At 68.5% G+C, this 676-nt stretch carries 1 protein-coding gene; it reads left to right on the top strand.

All coding sequences use genetic code 11. The features are described from left to right. The coding region (gene rplA / locus KUM32_RS35965; RefSeq protein ID WP_217146115.1) for a 50S ribosomal protein L1 at positions 1–664 on the top strand (664 nt) is incomplete at its 5' end. Between the last annotated feature and the right edge of the window lie 12 nt (positions 665–676).

The raw sequence follows: 676 nt of genomic DNA, 5'->3' as shown, positions 1-676 counted from the left end.
GCTCTACGCCCCGCTTGAGGCCGTCCGCCTCGCGAAGGACACCACCAGCACCAAGTTCGACGCGACCGTCGAGGTCGCCATGCGTCTGGGCGTCGACCCGCGCAAGGCCGACCAGATGGTCCGTGGCACCGTGAACCTGCCGCACGGCACCGGCAAGACCGCCCGGGTCCTGGTCTTCGCGACCGGTGACCGTGCTGCTGCCGCGGAGGCCGCGGGGGCCGACATCGTCGGCTCCGACGAACTGATCGACGAGGTCTCCAAGGGCCGCCTCGACTTCGACGCCGTCGTCGCCACCCCGGACCTGATGGGCAAGGTCGGCCGCCTCGGCCGCGTGCTCGGTCCGCGTGGTCTGATGCCGAACCCGAAGACCGGCACCGTGACCCCCGACGTCGCCAAGGCCGTCACCGACATCAAGGGCGGCAAGATCGAGTTCCGCGTCGACAAGCACTCGAACCTGCACTTCATCATCGGCAAGGTGTCGTTCGGTGAGCAGCAGCTGGTCGAGAACTACGCGGCGGCGCTGGACGAGATCCTGCGTCTGAAGCCCTCCGCCGCGAAGGGCCGCTACATCAAGAAGGCCGCGGTGACCACCACCATGGGTCCGAGCATCCCGCTCGACTCCAACCGCACCCGCAACCTCCTCGTGGAGGAAGACGCCGTCTGATCGTCAGGCGTC

Source organism: Streptomyces sp. AC627_RSS907 (assembly GCF_019049165.1).
This window is presented reverse-complemented; position numbering and strand designations above follow the sequence as displayed.